Here is a 21,297-nt window from a genome sequence, read left to right on the forward strand (position 1 = left end):
ATGGAGCTTTTAATGAAAAATGTTCTCGCCATTCAATCCCATGTGGTTTATGGCTTTGCCGGTAATAAATCGGCAACCTTTCCGATGCAGTTATTAGGTATCGATGTTTGGGCATTGAATACCGTACAATTTTCCAACCATACTCAATACGGTAAGTGGACCGGTATGGTCATCCCGCAAGAACAAATCGGTGAAATCGTGCAAGGTTTGGATAATATCGACAAACTCAGCGAATGCGATGCCGTGCTCTCCGGATATTTAGGCTCTGCAGAACAGGTCGATCGTATCATTGAAGCGGTAGCAACCATTAAATCGCGTAATCCAAAAGCGCTATATTTATGCGATCCGGTGATGCCGAATGCAGAAAAAGTTTGTGTGGTGGCCAATGGTGTGCGTGAAAGCTTGATTGAAAAAGCCCTCCCAAAAGCCGATATCATTACACCGAACCTGGCAGAATTGCGCCAACTTAGTGATTTTGAAATTAATCATTTCGATGATGCGGTACGTGCTGCCCAGGCTTTAGTCGAAAAAGGCATCAGCAAGGTATTAGTAAAACACTTAAATAAAGTCGGTAAATTACAAGATCCCGACACCTTTGAAACAATTTTAGCGACCCCTGAAGGTGTTTGGCATTTAAGCCGACCACTTTACCAATTTAATTTCGAACCGGTTGGTGTGGGTGATTTAATTGCCGGCCTATTCCTGGCCAATTTGCTCAACGGTGAAGATGATGTCCGTGCCTTTGAAAAAACTAACAATGCGGTTATGGGCGTAATGAAAACAACCTTTGAGTTAAAATCTTACGAACTTCAACCAATTGCCGCCCGCTTTGAAATTCTCAACCCGAGCGCTGATTATAAAGCGGTGAAAATCGCCTAATGTCCTTGCTTGCTAAATTTCAAGCACAATTGCCAACCGCCGCTAAACGGTTATTAATTGCCTTTAGCGGTGGTTTGGATTCCACCGCATTATTGGCGCTGTGTTATCAATTACGCTGCCAACGTCCCGCAATTACGCTCCGCGCAATCCATATCCACCATGGCTTAAGCAGTAATGCCGATGCTTGGACACAACATTGCCAAGAATTATGCCAACAATGGCAAATTCCGCTGATCATTGAACGACTTGCACTTGCAACCACAGGGAACATTGAGGCAACCGCCAGAGATGCCCGTTACCGAGCCATCAAACAACATTGGCAAAGCGATGAATTATTACTGACCGCCCATCATCTACAGGATCAAAGTGAAACCTTTTTACTGGCCTTAAAACGCGGCAGTGGCATTTTAGGTTTAAGCGCCATGCAGACACAAAATACGCTGTACGGCATGCCCTTATGCCGTCCATTATTAGCCTTTTCGCGCAGTGAATTAGAACACTTTATACTCTCGGAGAAACTTCATTGGATTGAGGATGAAAGCAATCAAGATAGCAGTTATGAGCGCAATTTTTTGCGCAATGAAATATTGCCGCAATTGCGCCAACGTTGGCGACACATTGATCAGGCCATTTCCCGTAGCGCAAAACATTGCTTGGAAAGCCAACTGCTGATCGAAGAATTGCTAGAAGAAGACTTTCATCGCCACTGCCCTGCTCAAGCCAATGTTTTTCACCTCAATGCTTTTAAGACTTATTCTATTGCCCGTCAGCGCGCCTTATTGCGTCTATGGTTAAGCCGTCTCGGTCAATCAATGCCGGGACAAAAACAATTGGATGCTTTGCTTGAAAATGTGATCAATGCCCAAAAGGATTCTAATCCGCAATGGCAATTGGGTGAGCTGATTGTTCGTCGCTATCAAAATAACCTCTACCTCACACCGCAATTTACCGATCTCTGCAATTATTCAGCAGAGCTCAATATCGGCCATTCTCTTGAGTTACCGGATAATTTAGGCCTACTGGAAAGCCATAAACAGCAGGACGGTATTCTGTTCCGTTGGGGATCGCAACAACTGTTACTACCGCTTACACGGCAAGCAATATTCATTCGTTTCGGGCATCCGGGAAGATTACGCTATCAGCCTAATCGTCCGCGCGAAACATTTAAGAAACTTTGCCAGGCTGCTGCTATCCCACCTTGGCAGCGCGGACGGCTACCGCAAATCTATTACGGGGAAACCTTACAAGGCATACTCGGATTATGCCAAGCCTTTGAATAATTTTGTAAAATCCGCCTAAATCGTCTTCATTCTGATAGAATACCGGCATTTCCCATATTATCGAGCAAAAGGTTTATGTTTGATTCTTTGATTGTGCAATTTGTGGTGTTGTGGGCAGTTATTGATCCTATTGGTTCGATTCCTGTTTATCTTTCTAAAACCATCGGATTTTCTCTAGAAGAACGCCGCAAAATCGCCCTCAATGCGGTGCTGATTTCGGCAGGCATTTTGCTGTTTTTCTTGATTGGCGGGCAAGTCTTGTTTGATGCGATGGAAGTACCGCTACCGGCCTTCCAAATAGCCGGCGGGTTGGTGTTGTTTCTATTTGCTCTAACCATGATTTTCGGCGATAGCAAGCCGGAACAGGAAATTCGCATGAAGGCTAATATTACCGAAATTGCGGTCTATCCATTGGCAGTACCATCAATTGCTTCCCCCGGTGCGATGATGGCAATCGTACTGCTCACCGACAATCACCGTTTTAATCTAACCGATCAATTCATCACCGCTCTAATTATGCTAACGGTGTTATTGATTACCTATCTGTTGCTACTAGCCGCCAATCGTATTCAGCATTTTATTGGTAACTCCGGTGCAGCAATTATCAGTCGGGTGATGGGGCTGATTCTAGCTACCGTGGCAGTCAATAATATCCTTGTTGGCTTACGGGATTTCTTTACCCAGGTGGCCTAAATAAGAATCCAAAAATCTACAAGCGGCTTACATGCCGCTTTTTAATGGGACAAACGCCCCCTCAAAAATTAAAGTTTTGCCCGAAATAAGTGCTAAGTCATTGATTTTATTAGAAGTCATAAAAAAAGCCCGTTTTTACGGGCTTTTTCATTGAAAGTATCACTATTGACCTAGACATTGAGCATAGCTATCAGCAGTTGCTTGTAGGAATGCGGCATAGGAACCGGCACCTAATTCCACCTTGTCTCCAATTGGATCCAAACGTCCAACTTTAGCCCCGGTTTCTTTAGCCAAAGATTCAATCACTTTCGGCGTAAATTGCGGCTCGGCAAACAAGCAATTGACATGATGCTCAGTGATTTCTTCCTTAATGTGAGCTAAGGTTTTCGCTCCCGGTGCGACTAACGGATTAATCGTGAAATAACCGGTTTGATTTAAGCCATAGGCCTGATTGAAATAGCCATAGGCATCATGGAATACAAAGAAACCTTTCTCTTTTAATGGTGCCAATTGAGCGGTAATTTTATCACTTTGTGTGCTGAGGCTTTGATTAAAATCCGCTAAGTTCTTCGCAATCAGCTCTTTTTTATCCGGATAAGCTACCGTTAATTTCTCAGCAATTTGCTCCGCGATAAGACGGCTGATCTGTGGCGAATACCAAAGGTGCCAGTTAACACTTAAGCCGTTTTCATCCACATCATGGTGGTGATGCCCATGCTCATGCTCGTGACTGTGGTTATGGCCATGCTGATGACCTTCTTCGCCTTCCTCATGAAAATGTTCATGATGAGCTTTTAGCAATAATGGTTGCACTCCGGGAATTTTTGCGATGTTAATCACTTTAGCAGGATCAACGGATTGGATCGGTTTAGCTAAAAAAGCATCGATATCCTCGCCCACCCACACAATCAAATCGGCAGATTTGATTTTCTGCATATCGGAGAGTTTTAGGCTGTAATCGTGCGGAGAAGCACCTGGTGGCACTAATACCTGGGTATTTTCAACCCCTTGGGCAATCGATGAAGCAATAAAGCCTAGTGGCTTAACGGAAGTTAATACATCGGCTTGAGAAATGGCGGAACAACTCAACAGAGCGCCAGCGATTAAACCAATTTTAAACACTTTTTTCATAGGTATCCTTACTGTTGTTGATAATAATTTTCAAAAAGCGCGCGTATCCTACGCTTTCCCAGTGAAATTGCAACTCCTTAAAGTGAAAAAGAAAGGTAAATTTTGCATGTAAAAAATTAATTTATTTCATAAAAAAAAACCGCCCTAGGCGGTTTTTAATAATTTTTCGAGTACCCGACTGACTGCAACAAAGCCAAAACTCGCGGTGACCATGGTCGCGGCTCCAAAACCATTAGCACAATTCATACTTGCCGACACTGCACAATCACCACTCATTCGTGGAAAGATTAACGGCTGACTGGAAAATACCGCATCCACCGCAAATTTACGTTTCGGGTTATTGGTAAAATGATATTCCTTACGTAAACGGGAACGCACCTTCGCCAATAGCGGATCCTGAATGGTACGGCTTAAATCGGCAATTTGAATTTGCGTTGGATCCGTTTGTCCTCCTGCACCACCGATGGTAATAACCTTTATCTTATGGCGTTTACAGAAGGCAATCAGCGCAGCTTTGACCTGTACGTTATCAATGGCATCAATCACGTAATCATAACCACGGGTGAGATAATCCTGAAGATTCTCCACGCTGAGGAAATCATCAATAATTTCAACCCGGCATTCGGGATTAATCAGACGAACCCGTTCGGCCATCACTTCAGTTTTTAATTTGCCAATATTGCCACTCAATGCTGGCAATTGACGATTAATATTGGTGACACAAATATCATCCATATCAATCATCGTAATATGCCCAACAGCGGAACGAGCTAAGGCTTCTACCACCCAAGAGCCGACACCACCAATACCGATCACGCAAATATGGGCAGACTGTAAACGTGTCAATGCAGCCGCACCATAAAGTCGGCCAATGCCACCAAAGCGTTGTTGGAAATTATCCGGCCGAGCCATTAATTTAACACCCAAACACGGCCATAATGTTTAGATAAGCCGGCAATATGTCCCGCTTGATCACCGATTCCACGATACAGGTCAAAATGATGACCGTTAACCGCGCCACCAACATCCAATGCCACCATTAAATGTAACTTATGGGTACCCTTCCAATTACCGTTGTTGTCGATATCCGGAACCTCAACCAGCAATACGGTACCGGATGGAATCACATTACGATCGGATGCTACTGCGGCCATCGGAATCAATGGCACTCCGGCAGAACCTTTTACTTTACCGGTTGGGTCGTTTTTAAAGAACACATAAGATGGGTTACGTTCTAATAATTCCTGTACACGGCTTGGATTGCGTTCGCCCCATTCACGAATGGCCTGAATTGACATTTTTTCCTTTGGAATTTCACCGTCTTCTACCAATAAACGGCCAACCGCCGCATATTTATAGCCATTCTGACCGGCATAGGCGAAATAATTTAATTTACCATCACCAAAATCCACATAACCGCTACCCTGCACGCCAAGTAGGAAGTTATCCATCATGGAATCGCTGTAGGCTAACTCTAACCCTTGTCCACGCAATGCACCGGCATAAATTTCTGCACGGGAAAAACGTTTATTCCTTGGCATCGCATAAATTGGGTTTTGGAATTTCCCTTGCGCACTACGACGGGCGTGCAAAACTGGAGAATAATAGCCGGTCATCAAAACATTTTGATAACCATCGAAGCCTTTCATTACCTGCGGACGAATACCAAAATTGGCCAATTCATTAACATTGGCACCAGCTAAAACCCATGAGGTTATTTTTTCATAGTTATCCGCAAAGCGATCCGCCAATGTGCCGGAATAGTTATTCACATTAGAAATTTGGCTTAAAAAATCACCTTGATTGACGACTGCGCTTTTATTCTCTACCGTAGATACCGGCATCAATATAGCTTGCTGATAACTGCGACCACTATAAATTGCGCCAAATTTTTGCGGATCATCTCCGGTGGCGGTTAAGGGTCTGGAGGCGGCAGAAGCACCACGCCCACCTGCAGGCTTAGAAGATCCGCAAGCGGTTAAAAAAGAAACGCCTAATAAAACCGTGAGGCATTTCAATGCAATATGTTTTCCGAATTTCATCTCTTATTCCTAAATAAATAGCCGGCTAAATAGGGCGCATACGCTATCAAAATTTACCCTAAACCACTAGGATTATTTTTGCCATCGATTAAATGAATGGCAATTTGTTTATTTGCACAACAATTAAAGGCTAAATTTAATTTTAATTCTTGCAATATTTTTTGAAGGCACTATACTACGCCTGTCTGACGCGGGGTGGAGCAGCTTGGTAGCTCGTCGGGCTCATAACCCGAAGGCCGTCGGTTCAAATCCGGCCCCCGCAACCAAATTCAAGGCATCGAATAATTCGATGCCTTTTTCTTTTAGATTTTTTCATTCATCGCAAGGGCTGTTACAGAATCCATGATACGCATTCTGTAGCAGCCTCTTTTTATCTACGTTTAGCATCATTTTCAAATAAATATGCCTAAAATGGCATATAATCTAGGGTAAAACCTATACTTATATTATCCATACTATGAGAGGAACCAACTATGATCACAATTTTTGATAGTAAACCGGCTATTTTTGAATACGATGGACGTACATTAACAGTAAGTAATAAAGGTGTTCTGTGTACCAATAAAGCTGGGCAAGTGACTACCGATATTGATTTTGCCAACGTTAATGAACTATTTTTAACCCGATATTTGAACTCTAATAATCATTACAGCATTATTTTTAGAGATAACAATTGGAAAAATATTCCAGGAAATGATTTGGATACGGACTTACAAGAACAAAGCAATGGTCATAATATTCGTGAAACCAAGGCTATTATTGCAGCTTTCGCAAGACATAAACTAACCCCAGACTTTCCTTCTAATATAGATAGCCTTGATCTCGCAATAGATTACTCCCAACTCGGCAAACGGGAAGTACGCATCCGCAACGGCGTGCTCTCAAATGGTAAAACAGAAATTCCAATTCGCAATATCCGTCGTGTTGTATGTGTTTCAAATGGAACAATTAGTAATCTTTTTGTTTACACAGAAGAAAAACCTAGCTCTTTCTTTAAAAAGCTATTTGCAACTCCTGATATGAAAATTACGTTGAATGCATTGACCGTGCCGCTACTCGAAGCAATTGTGACTCGTAATACAGGCCATGGTATAGATTTTTCTCGTGGCGATGGATTCGAACAAAAAACATCTGAATTTGTCATTATCCGCTATCTCGACGCCGGCTACTTCCTTGATAAGGATGGTAACGCCGCTACTGAATGGCAAAAAACTGCTGCAGCAAGAACCGCGAGCTACGGATATAATGTAAAAGACTTGTTATAAACCATTAATATTTTCTGCTATAAGCTCTGTTGAAATACAAACCTATACGGAAATTGAAAATTGTAAAAATGGACAAGACTAGTGGCTTATTGAAGTAACTCCCAAAAACAAAATACCAAGAAATGTTAAGGCTTTATTCGCTTAATTTTCTTGGTATTTTTATATTTAAAGAGGCTATAACACGACTACGATAAAATCCCTGTCGCATTATCACCCCTAATGCTTGTGATAGACTATTTCTTAGGCGCTTGCATAAAGCGGAAGAACTCACTACCAGGCTTTAAGATCATCATATTATCATTACCTTTAAAGCTATCTTCATAGGCTTTCAAACTACGCACAAAACTATAAAATTGTGGCTCATTGGCAAAACTTTGGGAATATAGTTTCGCTGCAGCAGCATCCCCTTCCCCACGCAGTTCCTGCGCTGTTTTATTCGCATTTGCCAAAATTACCGTCACTTTGCGATCCACATCCGCTTGAATAAAGGCGGCCTTTTCTTTCCCTTGAGAACGATGCTCACGTGCAACAGCATCACGCTCAGCACGCATCCGCTGGTAAATAGAAGAAGATACTTCATCTGGTAAATTAATCTGTTTGACCCGAACATCCACTACCTCAATTCCTAATTCAGAAGCACTATCTGCCCCGGAATTTAAGGCTTTTTTGGCACCGGCCATCAATTCACCACGCGTACCGGAAACAATATCCTTAATGGTACGGGTACCGATTTCAGAACGTAAACGGTCATTGACCTTACGGCTCAACAAATTAGCGGCCTGGCTATAGTCACCACCACCGGTTGCCGTATAAAAACGACCAAAGTCACTGATTCGCCATTTCACGTAGGAATCAACCAAAACGTCTTTTTTCTCAACCGTAATAAAACGAGTAGCAGAACCTTCTAAAGTGCGGATGCGGGCATCGAGCAATTTAATGCTATCAATCAACGGCAGTTTAAAATGAATTCCGGGTTCATAAACCACTACCTTATTATCCGCATCGCGCTGCGCTTTATTAAAACGCAACATAATGCCACGCGAACCTTCATACACCACCACTACGCTGGTGTAAATCAAAATGACAACAACCAATAGGACGGGAAGTAATAATTTACGCATTAATTAAATCTCCCTTGACGAATACTTTCTACTTTATTTTGTTGAACCGCAGTATCAGCTTTCTTATTGATATTAACCGCGTCATTTGATGTCGCAGCTTCCGATTCGCTAGCCGCTGGCACTTTTTTACCTAGCAAACTTTCCAACGGAAGAACCGTAAGATTATTACTGCCTCCACTCTCCATCATGACTTTTGGTGTGTTAGCCATAATCTTTTCCATGGTTTCAATATATAAGCGGTCCTTCAACAGATCCGGATTGGCTCTAAATTCCGGCAATAAGCGAGCTAACCGCTCAACTTCCCCCTGTGCATCCAAGACCACGCGATCCTTATAAGCGGTTGCAGCTTCAACAATACGTTGAGCATCCCCACGGGCAATTGGCTCTTTCTCACGAGCATAAGCTTCCGCTTCACGAATATAGCGTTGTTCGTCCTCTTGAGCTTTAATCGCATCATCAAAGGCTTCTTTCACCTCTTCCGGTGGACGAGCTGATTGGAAGTTAACATCTAACACATCTAAGCCCATATCATAAGGTTTGATGATCTCGTTCAGCGTTTTCCAGGTATTCTCACGTACCACGGTACGACCGGTAGTCAATACATCGTTCATGGTCATATGACCAATTACGTAACGCAGTGCACTATCGGTAGCCTGCGCCAAACTATTATCGGCATTAGTCACACTAAACAAGTATTTAGCAGGATCAGTTACGCGATATTGCACGCTCATTTCTACCTTCACCATATTTTCGTCTTGCGTGAGCATCGAACCTTGCGTATTCACCGTATTTACAAACTCAACGTTCACCGGAATCACACGATCAATAAAACTCGGTTTCCAGTTTAAGCCGGGCTGCACGATGGAATGCAATTGTCCTAAACGCAATACTACACCGCGCTCAGCCTCTTTAATGGTATAAAAACCGCTCGCGCCCCACACGATCGCGCCCACCAATAAGGCAAGCGGTGCCCATTTACCTACATTAAGCGGTTTACCGATGCGGTTGGAGCCATTGCCACTACCTTTATTCCCACCGCCCAGTTTCTTGAGCAAATTGTTAAACACATCTTCAATGTCCGGTGGGGATTGCTGTTGCTTTTTGTTTTCACCCCAATTGGATTGAGAAGAATTATCCTGAGGTTTTTCATCAGGCTGGCTGCCCTGTTTCGGTTTACCCCATGGATCTTGATTCGAACCGTTTAATGCCATTGGCTTCTCCGTTTGTGAAAAAATTGTTTCAAGTTTAAAGGAATTACCCTATAAGAGCAATCGACCACAGGCATTTAAATACCTTTTAAGACAATAGGTTGTGAAAACCTGCTTGGGCTACAAAAAAAACGGAATAATAAAAAGAAAAAGTTGAGCTAACCATTTAATCTGTAGCTGAATCTACCGATGGATTGACCCGATAGCATAGCATCTCATCCATGGAATAAGACTGGAGTTTACCCGCTTGCCAATGCCATAGAGTCGGTGCCGTTGCTTCTTGTTTTACAAACGCCGCCAAATGAACAGGCAATCCCCTGCTCAACCACAAGTGGCCAGTCGGACAATGAGGGGAAAACAGCTGCAAGGATTGAGCTTGATGTTCCACCTCCGACAATTTAGCAATACCAACCCCTTGGGATTTCAAGAGCGCTTCGCGTACACACCAGCAACGATAAAAAGCAGCCTTGGCATCATCTTGCTCGGCAAACCATGCAATCTCATTATCCGATGCAAAATGCGCCATTAACTCGTCAAAATTACGTATCTTGCCCCATTCAACATCAATACCTACCGCACTGACCTCAGTTGCTTGCCATTGCAAAATCACCGCGACCCAATCACCTGAATGACTGATATTAAAATCAATATGCGGCGTTGGAAAATAAGGGCGATCACTTGTCGTGCGCTGAATTTGTGCGAGCAATGTCACCGGCAAATCCGCTTTTTGTAACAACCGCCATAATAGAAAATGCGCTAACCGACGTGCTTGGAAACGTTGCAAAACACGCGCAAAGTCATTAGTGGGCCGATGTAGACTATCAGGCACAAGGCTCGGAGGAATATCATCAAAAGGGAAAAACTGTTGGCAATTACCGAAGGCAATAAGGCTAGGCATGAAAAATTCTCCGACGGCGGTCGCAAAATGTCACGTTTTCCATACCTTTTTTGGCACATCTAATAAAATCAATAACTTAGATAAGGTTTTCAGGAAAACTTTGTTAATTGAGGGGGCGTTTTTATGTCACATTTTAAACACCAACGGATAAAATAAATCGGCCGTGGGTTGAGACCAGCAAACCACGGCCAATGGGCTTATTTTAATAAATAGGCACGTAAGGCATTGAAATCTGCCGCCATCTCATCGGATAACAACGGTAATTTGTTGTGTTTATCCAATGCTTCCGGCAATGGCAAGTGAATACCAAGAATACGTTCCACCGACTCCTTAAATTTAGCCGGATGCGCCGTACATAAGAAAATACCCGTTTCATCCGCTTTAAGTTGGTCTTTCAATACTTGATATGCGATCGCACCATGTGGCTCACATAAATAATCTTTGCTAAACATGGCTTTTAAGGTTTCTTCCGTTTGCTCATCGCTTAACATCCCGGAACCCAAATCAGCTAAATTCCAGCCGTTACGTTTAAATAACTCTTCTACTCGTGGCCAGTTATTTGGACGACTTACATCCATCGCGTTAGAAAGGGTTGCGACAGTCGCTTTAGGTGCCCAATTACCGGATGCCAAATAACGCGGCACAGTATCATTCGCATTGGTGGAAGCAATAAAACGTTTAATCGGTAAACCTAAGGTTTTCGCAATTAACCCAGCGGTTAAGTTACCAAAGTTACCGCTTGGCACGGAAACCACTACATTATCGCGTTTTTCTTTTGGTAATTGTGCTACAGCTTCAAAGTAATAACATACTTGCGCTAATAAACGGCTGATATTGATGGAGTTAGCAGAGTTTAAGCCAATCGCTTGACGTAGTTCTGCATCATCAAAGGCTTGTTTGACTAACGCTTGGCATGCATCAAAATCACCATCAACAGCAACGGTGCGAATATTCCCACCTAAAGTACAGAATAGTTTTTCTTGCAATGGGCTGATTTTGCCTTTTGGATATAAAATCACCACATTGATATTTTCTAAGCCATAAAACGCATGCGCAACCGCTGCACCTGTATCACCGGAGGTTGCGGTTAAAATGGTAATTTTGCCGTCACCACGCACGGCAGCCAGCGCTTGCGCCATAAAACGACCACCAAAGTCTTTAAATGCTAAGGTTGGACCATGGAACAATTCAAGGGCATAAATATTGTCTTCCACTTTTTCCAATGGAGCTGGGAAAGTGAATGCATTTTTCACCATCGCATCTAATGTCGCCTTCGGTAATTCTTCACCGATTAATGCAGCAAGAATTTTTTGGCTACGTTCAACCAATGGTAAGGCTAATAATTCGTCAATATTGCTTAACGTTGGAATGGTTTCCGGAAAAAATAAGCCTTGGTCCTTACCAAGCCCTTGACGTACTGCCTGAGCAAAATTTACTTGTTCTTCAGGGTGTTTGATGTTGTACAAATTCATTGTATATCCGTTAATTATAGAGTTTTAATAAAATGTTAATTCCCCTCTTTAAGAAGAGGGGAAAGCGATTAATTGCTTAACCTAGCTCTCTCGCGCCATCATTATCGACCTGACAAACGTGCACAAAGCCTTCATTGTTTTGTAAATAATGATTTTCTAAATAAGTCGCCAATTTTGTTGCGGTTTGTAAATCAGGTGCAATGGAGAAAATCGTTGGGCCTGAGCCTGAAATTCCCGTCGCTAAAGCACCTAAATCACGAGTGGCCTGTTTCACCTCTGCGAAGTTCGGTAATAAAGCCTCACGATAAGGTTCAGCAATCACATCCTTCATCATCATTGCAGCAAGATTTTCTTGATGAGTATGACACGCATGCACAAAGCCACCTAAATGACGCCCATGAGAAATCACATCTTGACGCGTGTAGCTTTTCGGTAAAATTGCGCGAGCTTCAGCGGTTGAAACCTCAATACCTGGGTAAGCTAAGACCCAATACCAATTATCAAAAAATGGCAATTTTTGGCAAATGTTACCAAGGGATTGTACCATAAATTGCACACCACCTAGGTAACAAGGAGCCACGTTATCATAATGGATAGAGCCTGAAATACGACCTTCCAACTCCCCCATCATTTCTAATAATTCCATTTTTGAAAATGGTTCATCATGGAATTTATTCAATGCCACTAATGCCGCCACGATAGAGCACGCACTTGAACCTAATCCCGAACCAATTGGCATATTTTTCTCAAGGGTTAAACGTAACGCTTTTACTTTCAGGTTGCGTAATTTTAATTGCTCACTAAACAGCACATAGGCCTGATACACGATATTTTTTTGCGGTTCTTTTGGCAATTTACGCACAAAATAACCCGCACTTTCGAGTTCAAAACCACTTGGAATAGACTCAATCTGTACAACATCACCTAATAATGAACCATCAATCGGTGAAATGGCTGCGCCTAATGTGTCAAACCCTACACTAATATTGGCACTCGATGCTGGAGCATAAATTCTTAACATGTTATGTCCTTTTTAGTGGTGTAATGTTCTTAAAATATCAGCAAAGATGCCCGCTGCAGTCACTGCGTTACCCGCACCATAACCACGTAATAACAACGGAATTGGTTGATAATAACGCGTATAGAATGCAAGGGCGTTTTCACCATCTTTCACCTTATACAATGGATTATTTTGATCCACGGCGATGATTGATACTTTGCAGTGACCATCTTTAATTTGGCCTACATAACGCAATACTTTGCCTTCAGCTTTCGCGGCTTCAACGCGTGCTTTAAATTCCGCATCTAATTGTGGCAACATTGCCATAAATTCATCTGCAGATTTTCCTTCAGAGAAGCCTTGTGGTAATACCCCTTCCACTTCCACATCGGCAAGCTCAAGCTCTAAACCGGCTTCACGCGCCAAAATAAGCAATTTACGTGCCACATCTTGCCCCGATAAATCGTCACGAGGATCTGGCTCTGTAAAGCCTTTTTCACGTGCAAGTGCGGTCACTTCTGAAAGAGAAAGTCCTTCCTCTAATTTACCGAAAATGAAAGAAAGTGAGCCCGATAAAATACCTTCAAAATACTCAAGCTCATCACCTGCAGCCAATAAGTTTTGTAAGTTTTCAATAACCGGTAAGCCTGCCCCTACGTTGGTTTCGTATAAGAATTTATGTTGGCTTGCTTGTGCATTGCGACGTAATTCGTGGTAATAGGCTAATTCACGGGTATTCGCTTTTTTGTTTGGGGTTACCACGTGGAAGCCTTCTTTTAATGCGCGCGCATAAAGCCCTGCGACCGATTCAGCAGTTGTACAATCTACAAAGACTGGGTTCACTACGTGGTGCAACTTAATGAAAGATAACAACACATCGAAATCAGAAGGTTGGGTTGCATTTTCAAGATCAGCTTTCCAATTATCTAAATTCAACCCGTTTTCATCCAAAAGCATTTTTGTTGAATTCGCTAAGGCACAAACACGGATTTCAATGTCCTTCTTTGCGAGGTATTCTTTTTGCTGCTTGATTTGCTCAATCAACTCACCGCCAACACCACCAACACCGACTAGAAACATGTCGACGACTTTCTTATTATTAAAAAGGGCTTGGTGAGTCGCTTTCACTGCTTCAATTGCTTTATTTTGTGCGACAACTGCTGAAATTGAACGCTCAGAAGAACCTTGTGCAATTGCCACTAAGCTGATATTCGCTTGAGCCAATGCGGAGAAGAAACGAGCTGCGATACCTTTAGCCTGTTTCATGCCATCACCGACAACAGAGATAATAGAAAGATCTTTGGCAACTTCAATTGGTTCTAACTGATGTGCTTTTAATTCTGCGGCAAATTCTTGCTCTAAAACGGCTTTTGCTGCTTCCGCTGATTTCACCGGAACACAAAAACTAATACTGTATTCAGAAGAAGATTGAGTAATCAAGATCACGGAAATACCGGCTTTGGACATGGCGGAGAAAACTCGGGCAGCCATTCCCACCATCCCCTGCATACCAGGACCAGATACGTTAAACATTGCTACATTATCAAGATTGGTAATACCCTTCACTTGCAAACCTTCAGATTTCACATTGCCATCAATTACTGAGCCTGCTGCAGTTGGATTTCCAGTATTTTTAATCACGCAAGGAATTCGTTGTGGCAACAATGGGCCGATAGTGCGCGGATGGATCACTTTCGCCCCAAAATAGGAAAGCTCCATTGCTTCACGGTAGGACAGAGCCGGTAATAGACGGGCATCCGACACTAAGCGGGGATCACAGGTATAAACGCCATCCACATCGGTCCAAATTTCACAAACATCCGCCCCTAAACAAGCGGCCAAACAAGCTGCAGAATAATCGGAACCATTACGGCCTAATAGCACTAATTCACCTTTTTCATTACAAGCGGTAAAACCAGCCATTAACACAACTTTATCTTTACCGATACTTTTCGCATCAACACGTTTTGTGGATTCTTCAATATCAACTGAAGATTCTAAATAACTGCCTTGAGCTAACAATTGTTTAACCGGATCCACTACATGAACACTATAACCTCTGGCTTCAAACCAAGCTTTCATCATGGCAATTGATAATTTTTCACCACGGCAGTCAATTGTGGCTTTTACCTTGTCTTCTACTTTACCCGCTTGACGGATTTCTTCTAACAAGCCTTTAATTTGTGCAAATTCCGCATCAATAAGGGATTTTGTCGCGGCAAGATCAAATTGATTATTTTCAGCATGTAGGCCATTAATGATGTTATAGAAAATTTCAATGGCTTCATTAAAGTGGGAATCGGTGGGTTGATTTAAAGCAGCTTTTTCAGAAAGGGCAACCAGATGATTGGTTATTTTGGCAGGGGCAGATAAAACACCTGCGGCCTGGTCGGCTAAATGAGCCTGTTCAATTAAACGGGCAGCTTGCGAAAAACGCTCCGGATTGGCTAATGAAGTACCGCCGAATTTTAATACGCGCATAAGATATTCCTCGATGTTGTGATTTTAAATCATAAAAAAACCCGCATTTTTTAGTGAATGCGGGTTTTTGTTGTCCTGTTATTTACGCACTAGCCCGCCCCATCATCGTAATAATGGTCATAATAATTTGGGTGGTCATAATGCGTTCAAATTTCATAAGCTTTGCAACTTGTTGAAAGAGTGGCGATAGAAATACCGAAATTCACAAATCTTGTCAAACACAAATTACATAATCCGAGAAATTTTTTCTGATTGTAAATTTCGTGTAAACTTACGTAATTCAATTACTCGGGAAGAATGTAATGACTATTTCACAAGCTTTGACACACATCAAGCAACAAATCCAAAATGCCGCTGAACAAAGTGATCGCAAAATCGATGAAATTCGTTTGCTGGCAGTATCCAAAACAAAACCCAATGATGCCATTTTTGAAGCCTATCAAGCTGGGCAATTAGCTTTCGGAGAAAACTATGTACAGGAAGGTGTCGATAAAATCCGGTATTTTGAAGCGCAAAACATTCAATTGGAATGGCATTTTATCGGCCCTTTACAATCCAACAAAACCCGTTTAGTCGCAGAGCATTTTGATTGGATGCAAACCTTAGAACGGGCAAAGATTGCCGATCGTTTAAACGAACAACGTCCACAAGAAAAACCACCGCTCAATGTACTCATTCAAATCAATATTAGCGATGAAGCGAGCAAATCTGGCATTGCTCCCCCAGATATGCTTCCTCTTGCGGAACACATTTGCCAATTACCCCATCTTCGTCTACGTGGTTTAATGGCTATTCCTGCGCCAACTAATGTGCTAACGGAACAACAAAATGCGTTTACACAAATGGCAAGATTATTCGATAAATTAAAAGCAGCCTTCCCAAATCAGCAAATTGACACATTATCCATGGGCATGACCGATGACATGCAAAGTGCCATTCAATGCGGCTCAACAATGGTTCGCATTGGCACTGCAATCTTTGGTGCCCGCGATTATCACAAAGCATAATTAACACAACAAACATAAAGGAAATTGCATGAGCATTAAAACCCTACCCTTACACGCCGATACTGTCGGTTCCTATCTCCGTTCAGAGCCGCTAAAAGAAGCACGGGCAAAATTTGCCGCCGGTGAATTGTCCCCTGATGCCCTGAGCCAAATTGAAGATCAAGAAATCACTAAATTAGTTGAAGCCCAGTTGCAAGCCGGTATCAGCGTAGTAACCGATGGGGAATATCGTCGCGCTTTTTGGCATATTGATTTCCTAGAACAACTCAACGGAATTGAAGGATATCATCCAGAACACGGTTATAAATTTAACGGTGTGGAAACCAAAGCCTATAACACCCGTTGTTGCGGTAAAGTTTCTTGGAATCCCAACCACCCTTTTATCGAGCATTTCAAAAAATTAAATGACATTGTCGCTGGTCGAGCCATCGTAAAATATACAATTCCAAGTCCAAACCAATTAATGTATCCGGTGCAATGGGATCATGGGATTTACGCCAATCGTGCAGAATTTGCCAAGGATGTACAACAAACCTATATCGATGCAATGTTAGCCTTTTATGATGCTGGCTGTCGTTACCTACAATTTGATGACGTGTATTGGGGTTCTCTTTGCAATAATCATCAAAAACCCGAATTCGCAGCAGATAAAGCGCAAGCATTAGAAAACATTCAAGTAATTTTAGCTGCCAAACCTGCCGATATGATCATTACCACTCACGTTTGCCGTGGTAATTTCCGCTCTACCTATCTTTTAAGTGGTGCCTATGATCCGATTGCCGATGCATTATTCGGACAAACCGCCTATGATGGCTATTTCTTGGAATATGATGATGAACGTTCCGGCGGTTTCGAACCATTAAAATACTTTGCCAATAATCCACATCAAGGTCGTATAGTCCTTGGATTGATCAGTTCTAAATTTCCTCAATTAGAAGACAAAGACGCAATCAAAGCACGCATTCAAGAAGCGGCACAATATGTACCTCTTGAGCGACTTTGTTTAAGCCCACAATGTGGTTTTGCGTCAACAGAAGAAGGCAATATCATGACGGAAGCCCAACAATGGGATAAGGTTCGTTTAGTGGAAGAAATTGCTAAAGACGTTTGGGGTGAAGATTAAACCTCACCAATAAAAAAAAGCGGGTCTACAACCCGCTTTTTAATATTAAGAAATATCCACTATAAAATCATCTTCACTAATTTATCCGCCTTAACGCGAGAAAATTTCTTCAATAACTTTTGCACTGGTTCAGGATAATCCGTTAATTCTTGCAATTGGCTAAAGTGGCTCAACGGTTGAGTGTGTTGACGAATATAGCTTAACTCCTGCAAAGCTTGCTCACGCAACTGATGTTTTGGATCATGAATCAACAAACCATTTTCCGCATCCAAACGCCAAGCTCGTGGATTGAGATTATTACCAGTCAGTAAAATATAATTATCATCGACCCACACGCCTTTTAAGTGGTAGCTATTATCGCCATCCCGCCATAACCGAACGGTTAATAACCCTTGCTCTATTTCAGCGGCAAATTTTTCACAAAAACGGCGTAAATTACTTTCATACAAATAAGGCAGTGCACCAGCCATTTTAAATGGCTCTTCCGGTGGGATATAGAAATCATTGGCTGTTTTATCGCCAACAATAATTTCTACCTTTTTCCCTTCTGCCAAACGGGCTGTCAACTTCTGTTGTAGCGTCCGCGGGAAATTAAAATACGGCGTACAGATCACCAATTCCCGTTCAACCTTTTGGAATAAATCTTCAATCACCTGATTGAGTTCATTACCGGTAGCACCTAAACCAAATAAAGGTGAAATAGTTAATTCATCAGAAAAACCTACCGGATGCTCAATATGATATTCAGCATCGGCAGCCAAACCTTTCCGATAAGCTTTGATCGCCGCGCGAATTTCCTTGGTACGAGGACGCTGAGCCATATCCAACGGATGAACCGCAGAGGAATCTAATAAGCAACGATCAATAAAATCAACCATCGTATCGGCTAATTCTGCTGAGGTAATTTTTTGGTAACGGTCATAACGGTATTTTGAATGTTGCTGCAAATACACATTATTGATGCTGGCTCCACTATACAGAACCGTATCATCAAATACGAAACCTTTAATATGCAACACACCAAACACCTCACGGGTGTTAATTGGAATACCGAAGAACATATTCGGATCTTCGGGTAATTGATAGGTTTGGCGCTGCTCACAATACCAATCGGCATTAGTCGCCGATTTCTCAGCGCCGAGTAAATTACGTTGCGCCCGATGCCAATCAACCAAAATCTTCACATCTAAATCATGATGTTCCTGTTTGGCACGATAAATTTCGTCTAAGATCTCCTGGCCGGCATCATCATGTTGCCAATACAACGCCGTAATATAAATACGTTTACGGGCATTGCGAATAGATTCAATAATCTGTGTTTTGAACGCACTTGGGCTAAACAAGAATTCAATCTGGGACGGTTCCAAAGGAATGAAAGGAAGCTGTTCCAAACTTTGTTCCGTCCGTTTGTTTCTGCGGATTAACATAATCGTCTCTACACTAAAATTTAGTTTGTTAGTTTACAATATTTCCCCCTTGGTTTAATAGAAAAAAGGTTTTTTTTCGTTATAATGCTCACAATTTTTTAGCGTTTCTGCTGAAATTCCATACACATCAGACCAATGGATGCCAATATGAGCAAGTCAAACAAGCCCGCCTTTCAAACTCAAACACAAAAATCCTTTCAAGAAAAACGCCGCCAACCCTTTGGCGAAAAAGCAGCTGTCGATAAACCGCGCAACCGCTCCGCATTTAGCCGAAAAAGCGACAACGAAACCAACGAACCACGCGAATTATCGCTCAATAAAGCCGGTGGAAAAGGCTCGGTAGCCGTAACCTTTAAAGGTAGCGCAAACGCCAACAAAGTGAAAAAAACCGGGCCACTATCGCCACGCGCGCCGGAAAAAATTAAGAAAAATCGAGCAGAAGAAATGAAAGTTTATGGTGAAGAAGCTTGTCTAGCGCTCTTTGCCGAGCGTCCTCAAGCCATTGTTCGTCTTTGGGCCACCGTTGCCATGTCGCACAAAATCGGGGAGTTACTCAGTTATTTAGCAGCCAATAAGAAGGCTTACCATATTGTAGATAACGAGGAAATGGCCTTGGTATCAGGTTCGGAACATCACGGCGGCATTTGCTTGTTGGTGAAGAAATCCCGTCCGCTCACCTTAACTGGTTACTTGGAAGTCGCCCAACCGAATGATTGCCTACTGTTATTGGATCGCATAAACAATGCTCAAAATCTGGGGGGCATTCTGCGTACCGCCGCTTTTTATGGCGTCAAACATGTGATCAGCGATAGCCCCGACAGCCTTTATGCTCCGGCAGCTTGGCGGGTCGCGGAAGGAGGCGCAGAATATGTACGGGTATTGCACAGTCTATCAACAGAAACCGCCCTTATCGCATTACGTGAAGCGGGCTATCAAATTGTGCATATTGCCAATGGCGAACAATCTGTACCGCTTGATCAATTAAAACTCGGTGCCAAAGTGGTCTTTGTCTTGAGTGAGAATAGCAGTGATGATTTAATCGGCGAGAATGATAGCCAAGTACGCTTGAGCTTACGTAATCCACTAAAACATGGCTTAAATGTGGCGGTGAATACCGGTATTTTATTAGCTAAATGGTATTTTTAGGCATAAAGGACATTTTTAAAGCAACTCTAATAAAATCAATGAGTTAAATGTATTTTTAAGAAAAACTTTTATTTTCAAGGGGGCGTTTGATTTTCCCCCCAGCCATAAAAAAAGCCGCATTTTTGCGGCTTTTTGTTTTATTGTCTAACTAAGGCAAATCATCTATCTCTTTATCCACTTTCTGCACGATCATATGCTCACGGCGCAAGCCAACATCATATGCAATAGCAATTGCGATAAAGATGGAAGAATAAGTACCGAAACCGATACCAATCAATAATGCCAATGAGAAATTGTGAATTGATGGACCACCAAAGAAGAACAGCGCCACCACCACAATTAAGGTGGTCAAAGATGTCATGATGGTACGGGAAAGGGTTTGCGTTAAGGAAATATCAATAATGTCGATAGTATCCACACGACGAATTTTGCGGAAGTTTTCCCGCACCCGGTCGAATACCACGATACTATCGTTAATCGAATATCCCACCACCGACAAAATTGCCGCTACGAATGTCAGATCGATTTCAACCTGTAACGCGGAGAACACTCCCAAAGTAATGATCACGTCATGCGCCAGAGATGCAATGCCGCCCAGACCTAAACGCCATTCAAAACGGGAACCGATATAAATCAGCATCATCGCCAAGGTTGCTAAAGTGGCATAAACCGCACCTTGTGCCAATTCATCCCCCACGTTGGAACCAACGGAATCAATACTGTTGATACGGATTTGTGGATCCAAGGTTTGCAACATATCTTTTACTTTGTCGCCCAAGGAAGTGTCATCGCCATTGGCCGGTAAACGAATCATAACATCCTGCGCAGTACCGGTCGTTTGAACGATTGGGCTGCTGATACCGTGCTCATTTAATGTCGAACGAATTTTATCCAAATTGGCCGGTTGTGAAAAATGGGTATCAAACACCACCCCACCGGTAAAATCCAATCCCCAGTTAAACCCTTTACTAATGATAAAGAATAGGGAAATAGCGATAACGATGACGGAAAACGCATAGCCCACCGCGCGAACTTTCATAAATTCGGTGAGCGGGAACGGTAATTTAATACCGTTAACCTCACGGATAAGACGACCGTCTTTGTCTCTTGCAAATAATCTCATT

General features: G+C 42.6%; 18 protein-coding genes, 1 tRNA gene and 1 other annotated feature. Of the genes, 8 read left to right on the top strand and 11 right to left on the bottom strand.

Going from position 1 to position 21,297, the window contains the following annotated elements; genetic code table 11:
• Positions 1-12 precede the first annotated feature (12 nt).
• From pdxY to CKV74_RS09910, 3 genes are all read left to right on the top strand, one after another.
• A complete protein-coding gene (gene pdxY, locus CKV74_RS09900; RefSeq protein ID WP_095177099.1) occupies positions 13-879 on the top strand; it encodes a pyridoxal kinase in 867 nt (288 codons plus the stop codon).
• Complete coding sequence (tilS, locus tag CKV74_RS09905) at positions 879-2,159, top strand: tRNA lysidine(34) synthetase TilS (RefSeq protein WP_007243358.1); 1,281 nt, start codon at positions 879-881, stop codon at positions 2,157-2,159. The genes pdxY and tilS overlap by 1 nt, the downstream gene beginning before the upstream one ends.
• A gap of 75 nt (positions 2,160-2,234) precedes the next feature.
• Positions 2,235-2,852, top strand: coding sequence for a MarC family protein (locus CKV74_RS09910; RefSeq protein WP_007243289.1), 618 nt, complete (start codon positions 2,235-2,237; stop codon positions 2,850-2,852).
• Between the two features lie 162 nt (positions 2,853-3,014).
• On the opposite strand, the gene znuA is transcribed toward CKV74_RS09910, so the two are convergent.
• The 3 genes from znuA to mltA all read right to left on the bottom strand — a co-directional run bounded on the left by znuA (position 3,015) and on the right by mltA (position 6,025).
• The gene (gene znuA, locus CKV74_RS09915; RefSeq protein WP_007243247.1) at positions 3,015-3,983 is read right to left on the bottom strand and encodes a zinc ABC transporter substrate-binding protein ZnuA; all 969 of its coding nucleotides are present in this window, start codon (positions 3,981-3,983) and stop codon (positions 3,015-3,017) included.
• Positions 3,984-4,127: 144 nt separating this feature from the next.
• Entirely contained in the window at positions 4,128-4,895 is a 768-nt protein-coding gene (gene tcdA / locus CKV74_RS09920) for a tRNA cyclic N6-threonylcarbamoyladenosine(37) synthase TcdA (protein WP_007243339.1), read from the bottom strand.
• Positions 4,895-6,025 carry a murein transglycosylase A gene (gene mltA, locus CKV74_RS09925; protein WP_007243249.1) on the bottom strand — a complete coding sequence of 377 codons (1,131 nt, stop codon included), beginning with the start codon at positions 6,023-6,025 and terminating at the stop codon, positions 4,895-4,897. The genes tcdA and mltA overlap by 1 nt, the downstream gene beginning before the upstream one ends.
• A 189-nt stretch (positions 6,026-6,214) precedes the next feature.
• Between mltA and CKV74_RS09930 the strand changes: the two genes are divergently transcribed.
• Together CKV74_RS09930 and CKV74_RS09935 are read left to right on the top strand one after the other, a co-directional pair.
• A tRNA-Met gene (locus CKV74_RS09930) sits at positions 6,215-6,291 on the top strand.
• 207 nt (positions 6,292-6,498) lie between these two features.
• Complete coding sequence (locus CKV74_RS09935; RefSeq protein WP_007243251.1) at positions 6,499-7,290, top strand: hypothetical protein; 792 nt, start codon at positions 6,499-6,501, stop codon at positions 7,288-7,290.
• Between the two features lie 233 nt (positions 7,291-7,523).
• Here the strand turns inward: CKV74_RS09935 and hflC are convergent, their stop codons facing one another.
• The 6 genes from hflC to thrA all read right to left on the bottom strand — a co-directional run bounded on the left by hflC (position 7,524) and on the right by thrA (position 15,470).
• Positions 7,524-8,411, bottom strand: coding sequence for a protease modulator HflC (gene hflC, locus CKV74_RS09940; protein WP_095177101.1), 888 nt, complete (start codon positions 8,409-8,411; stop codon positions 7,524-7,526).
• Complete coding sequence (gene hflK / locus CKV74_RS09945; RefSeq protein WP_095177102.1) at positions 8,411-9,622, bottom strand: FtsH protease activity modulator HflK; 1,212 nt, start codon at positions 9,620-9,622, stop codon at positions 8,411-8,413. The genes hflC and hflK overlap by 1 nt, the downstream gene beginning before the upstream one ends.
• Positions 9,623-9,785: 163 nt before the next feature.
• Positions 9,786-10,517, bottom strand: coding sequence for a 4'-phosphopantetheinyl transferase family protein (locus tag CKV74_RS09950; protein ID WP_007243315.1), 732 nt, complete (start codon positions 10,515-10,517; stop codon positions 9,786-9,788).
• Positions 10,518-10,714: 197 nt separating this feature from the next.
• Positions 10,715-11,989 (bottom strand): threonine synthase, encoded by a 1,275-nt coding sequence (gene thrC, locus CKV74_RS09955; RefSeq protein WP_095177103.1) that lies wholly within the window; start codon positions 11,987-11,989, stop codon positions 10,715-10,717.
• A 76-nt stretch (positions 11,990-12,065) separates the two neighbouring features.
• Positions 12,066-13,010 (bottom strand): homoserine kinase, encoded by a 945-nt coding sequence (gene thrB, locus CKV74_RS09960; protein WP_095177104.1) that lies wholly within the window; start codon positions 13,008-13,010, stop codon positions 12,066-12,068.
• 12 nt (positions 13,011-13,022) lie between these two features.
• The gene (thrA, locus tag CKV74_RS09965) at positions 13,023-15,470 is read right to left on the bottom strand and encodes a bifunctional aspartate kinase/homoserine dehydrogenase I (protein ID WP_007243286.1); all 2,448 of its coding nucleotides are present in this window, start codon (positions 15,468-15,470) and stop codon (positions 13,023-13,025) included.
• 30 nt (positions 15,471-15,500) lie between these two features.
• Positions 15,501-15,620 (bottom strand) — a sequence feature (Thr leader region).
• Positions 15,621-15,772: 152 nt separating this feature from the next.
• On the opposite strand from thrA, the gene CKV74_RS09970 reads away from it, so the two are divergent.
• Together CKV74_RS09970 and CKV74_RS09975 are read left to right on the top strand one after the other, a co-directional pair.
• Complete coding sequence (locus CKV74_RS09970) at positions 15,773-16,477, top strand: YggS family pyridoxal phosphate-dependent enzyme (protein ID WP_007243271.1); 705 nt, start codon at positions 15,773-15,775, stop codon at positions 16,475-16,477.
• Positions 16,478-16,505: 28 nt separating this feature from the next.
• Positions 16,506-17,600 carry a 5-methyltetrahydropteroyltriglutamate--homocysteine S-methyltransferase gene (locus tag CKV74_RS09975; protein ID WP_007243319.1) on the top strand — a complete coding sequence of 365 codons (1,095 nt, stop codon included), beginning with the start codon at positions 16,506-16,508 and terminating at the stop codon, positions 17,598-17,600.
• Positions 17,601-17,659: 59 nt separating this feature from the next.
• Here the strand turns inward: CKV74_RS09975 and pssA are convergent, their stop codons facing one another.
• Positions 17,660-19,027, bottom strand: coding sequence for a CDP-diacylglycerol--serine O-phosphatidyltransferase (gene pssA, locus CKV74_RS09980; protein ID WP_007243238.1), 1,368 nt, complete (start codon positions 19,025-19,027; stop codon positions 17,660-17,662).
• Between the two features lie 147 nt (positions 19,028-19,174).
• Here pssA and CKV74_RS09985 point away from each other — a divergent pair, with 147 nt between their 5' ends.
• A complete protein-coding gene (locus tag CKV74_RS09985; protein ID WP_007243302.1) occupies positions 19,175-20,173 on the top strand; it encodes a TrmH family RNA methyltransferase in 999 nt (332 codons plus the stop codon).
• A 148-nt stretch (positions 20,174-20,321) separates the two neighbouring features.
• Here the strand turns inward: CKV74_RS09985 and secF are convergent, their stop codons facing one another.
• A complete protein-coding gene (secF, locus tag CKV74_RS09990) occupies positions 20,322-21,296 on the bottom strand; it encodes a protein translocase subunit SecF (RefSeq protein ID WP_007243351.1) in 975 nt (324 codons plus the stop codon).
• Position 21,297 lies beyond the last annotated feature (1 nt).

Origin of the sequence: Haemophilus pittmaniae (assembly GCF_900186995.1) — a bacterium.
Classification (GTDB): Bacteria; Pseudomonadota; Gammaproteobacteria; order Enterobacterales; family Pasteurellaceae; genus Haemophilus_D; species Haemophilus_D pittmaniae.

What these genes read in the sequence shown, in the direction of transcription:
- znuA (WP_007243247.1), bottom strand. Translation starts at nt 3,983, where the DNA reads ATGAAAAAAGTGTTTAAAATTGGTTTAATCGCTGGCGCTCTGTTGAGT.
- hflK (WP_095177102.1), bottom strand. Translation starts at nt 9,622, where the DNA reads ATGGCATTAAACGGTTCGAATCAAGATCCATGGGGTAAACCGAAACAG.
- CKV74_RS09935 (WP_007243251.1), top strand. Translation starts at nt 6,499, where the DNA reads ATGATCACAATTTTTGATAGTAAACCGGCTATTTTTGAATACGATGGA.
- thrC (WP_095177103.1), bottom strand. Translation starts at nt 11,989, where the DNA reads ATGAATTTGTACAACATCAAACACCCTGAAGAACAAGTAAATTTTGCT.
- CKV74_RS09985 (WP_007243302.1), top strand. Translation starts at nt 19,175, where the DNA reads ATGAGCAAGTCAAACAAGCCCGCCTTTCAAACTCAAACACAAAAATCC.
- CKV74_RS09910 (WP_007243289.1), top strand. Translation starts at nt 2,235, where the DNA reads ATGTTTGATTCTTTGATTGTGCAATTTGTGGTGTTGTGGGCAGTTATT.
- tcdA (WP_007243339.1), bottom strand. Translation starts at nt 4,895, where the DNA reads ATGGCTCGGCCGGATAATTTCCAACAACGCTTTGGTGGCATTGGCCGA.
- CKV74_RS09970 (WP_007243271.1), top strand. Translation starts at nt 15,773, where the DNA reads ATGACTATTTCACAAGCTTTGACACACATCAAGCAACAAATCCAAAAT.
- tilS (WP_007243358.1), top strand. Translation starts at nt 879, where the DNA reads ATGTCCTTGCTTGCTAAATTTCAAGCACAATTGCCAACCGCCGCTAAA.
- thrB (WP_095177104.1), bottom strand. Translation starts at nt 13,010, where the DNA reads ATGTTAAGAATTTATGCTCCAGCATCGAGTGCCAATATTAGTGTAGGG.
- CKV74_RS09975 (WP_007243319.1), top strand. Translation starts at nt 16,506, where the DNA reads ATGAGCATTAAAACCCTACCCTTACACGCCGATACTGTCGGTTCCTAT.
- thrA (WP_007243286.1), bottom strand. Translation starts at nt 15,470, where the DNA reads ATGCGCGTATTAAAATTCGGCGGTACTTCATTAGCCAATCCGGAGCGT.
- hflC (WP_095177101.1), bottom strand. Translation starts at nt 8,411, where the DNA reads ATGCGTAAATTATTACTTCCCGTCCTATTGGTTGTTGTCATTTTGATT.
- CKV74_RS09950 (WP_007243315.1), bottom strand. Translation starts at nt 10,517, where the DNA reads ATGCCTAGCCTTATTGCCTTCGGTAATTGCCAACAGTTTTTCCCTTTT.
- mltA (WP_007243249.1), bottom strand. Translation starts at nt 6,025, where the DNA reads ATGAAATTCGGAAAACATATTGCATTGAAATGCCTCACGGTTTTATTA.
- pssA (WP_007243238.1), bottom strand. Translation starts at nt 19,027, where the DNA reads ATGTTAATCCGCAGAAACAAACGGACGGAACAAAGTTTGGAACAGCTT.
- pdxY (WP_095177099.1), top strand. Translation starts at nt 13, where the DNA reads ATGAAAAATGTTCTCGCCATTCAATCCCATGTGGTTTATGGCTTTGCC.
- secF (WP_007243351.1), bottom strand. Translation starts at nt 21,296, where the DNA reads ATGAGATTATTTGCAAGAGACAAAGACGGTCGTCTTATCCGTGAGGTT.